The sequence below is a fragment of the Limnospira sp. PMC 1279.21 genome (assembly GCF_032349615.1).
In the GTDB taxonomy this organism is placed as follows: domain Bacteria; phylum Cyanobacteriota; class Cyanobacteriia; order Cyanobacteriales; family Microcoleaceae; genus Limnospira; species Limnospira fusiformis.
On the sequence record NZ_JARPLU010000540.1, the window covers coordinates 1 to 467 of the forward strand.

General features: G+C 39.6%; 1 protein-coding gene. It reads right to left on the bottom strand.

Annotation, left to right across the window (positions count from 1 at the left end; all coding sequences use genetic code 11):
- Positions 1 to 133: 133 nt before the first annotated feature.
- Positions 134 to 355 (bottom strand): DUF167 domain-containing protein, encoded by a 222-nt coding sequence (locus P5683_RS25840; RefSeq protein ID WP_006622522.1) that lies wholly within the window; start codon positions 353 to 355, stop codon positions 134 to 136.
- Positions 356 to 467 lie beyond the last annotated feature (112 nt).

The following is a 467-nucleotide window of genomic DNA, read 5'->3' on the forward strand; positions in this document are numbered from 1 at the left end:
ACGACAATATTAATAAACCCGCCCTCCGGGTTCTGCTGTCAACTCAACTCTCCAAGACCATATTAATAAACCCGCCCCACCCCACCCGGTAATTAATGGATAATTGATGTGGGTTGGGATAAAGGCAGTTAAATTAACTAATTTCTACTAATTTACGGCGGGAAGATAAGCCAGATTTTATCTTAATGTTAGATTTGGGAACATCTAGTTTTTTAGCGAGGAGTTTAATTAATTCTTGATTTGCTTTCCCGTCAACTGGTGGCGATTTGAGATAGACGGTTAGGCTACCGTCTGCTTCTTTTCGGATAAGTTGCTGTGGGGAATTGGGTTTAACTTGAATATTAAAAAAAGCCATTTTAATAATTAATAATTAATAATTGTAGGGGCGGGTTCTGCTGTCAACTCAACTCTCCAAAACCATATTAATAAACCCGCCCTCCGGGTTATGCTGTCAACTCAACTCTCCA

What these genes read in the sequence shown, in the direction of transcription:
- P5683_RS25840 (WP_006622522.1), bottom strand. Translation starts at nt 355, where the DNA reads ATGGCTTTTTTTAATATTCAAGTTAAACCCAATTCCCCACAGCAACTT.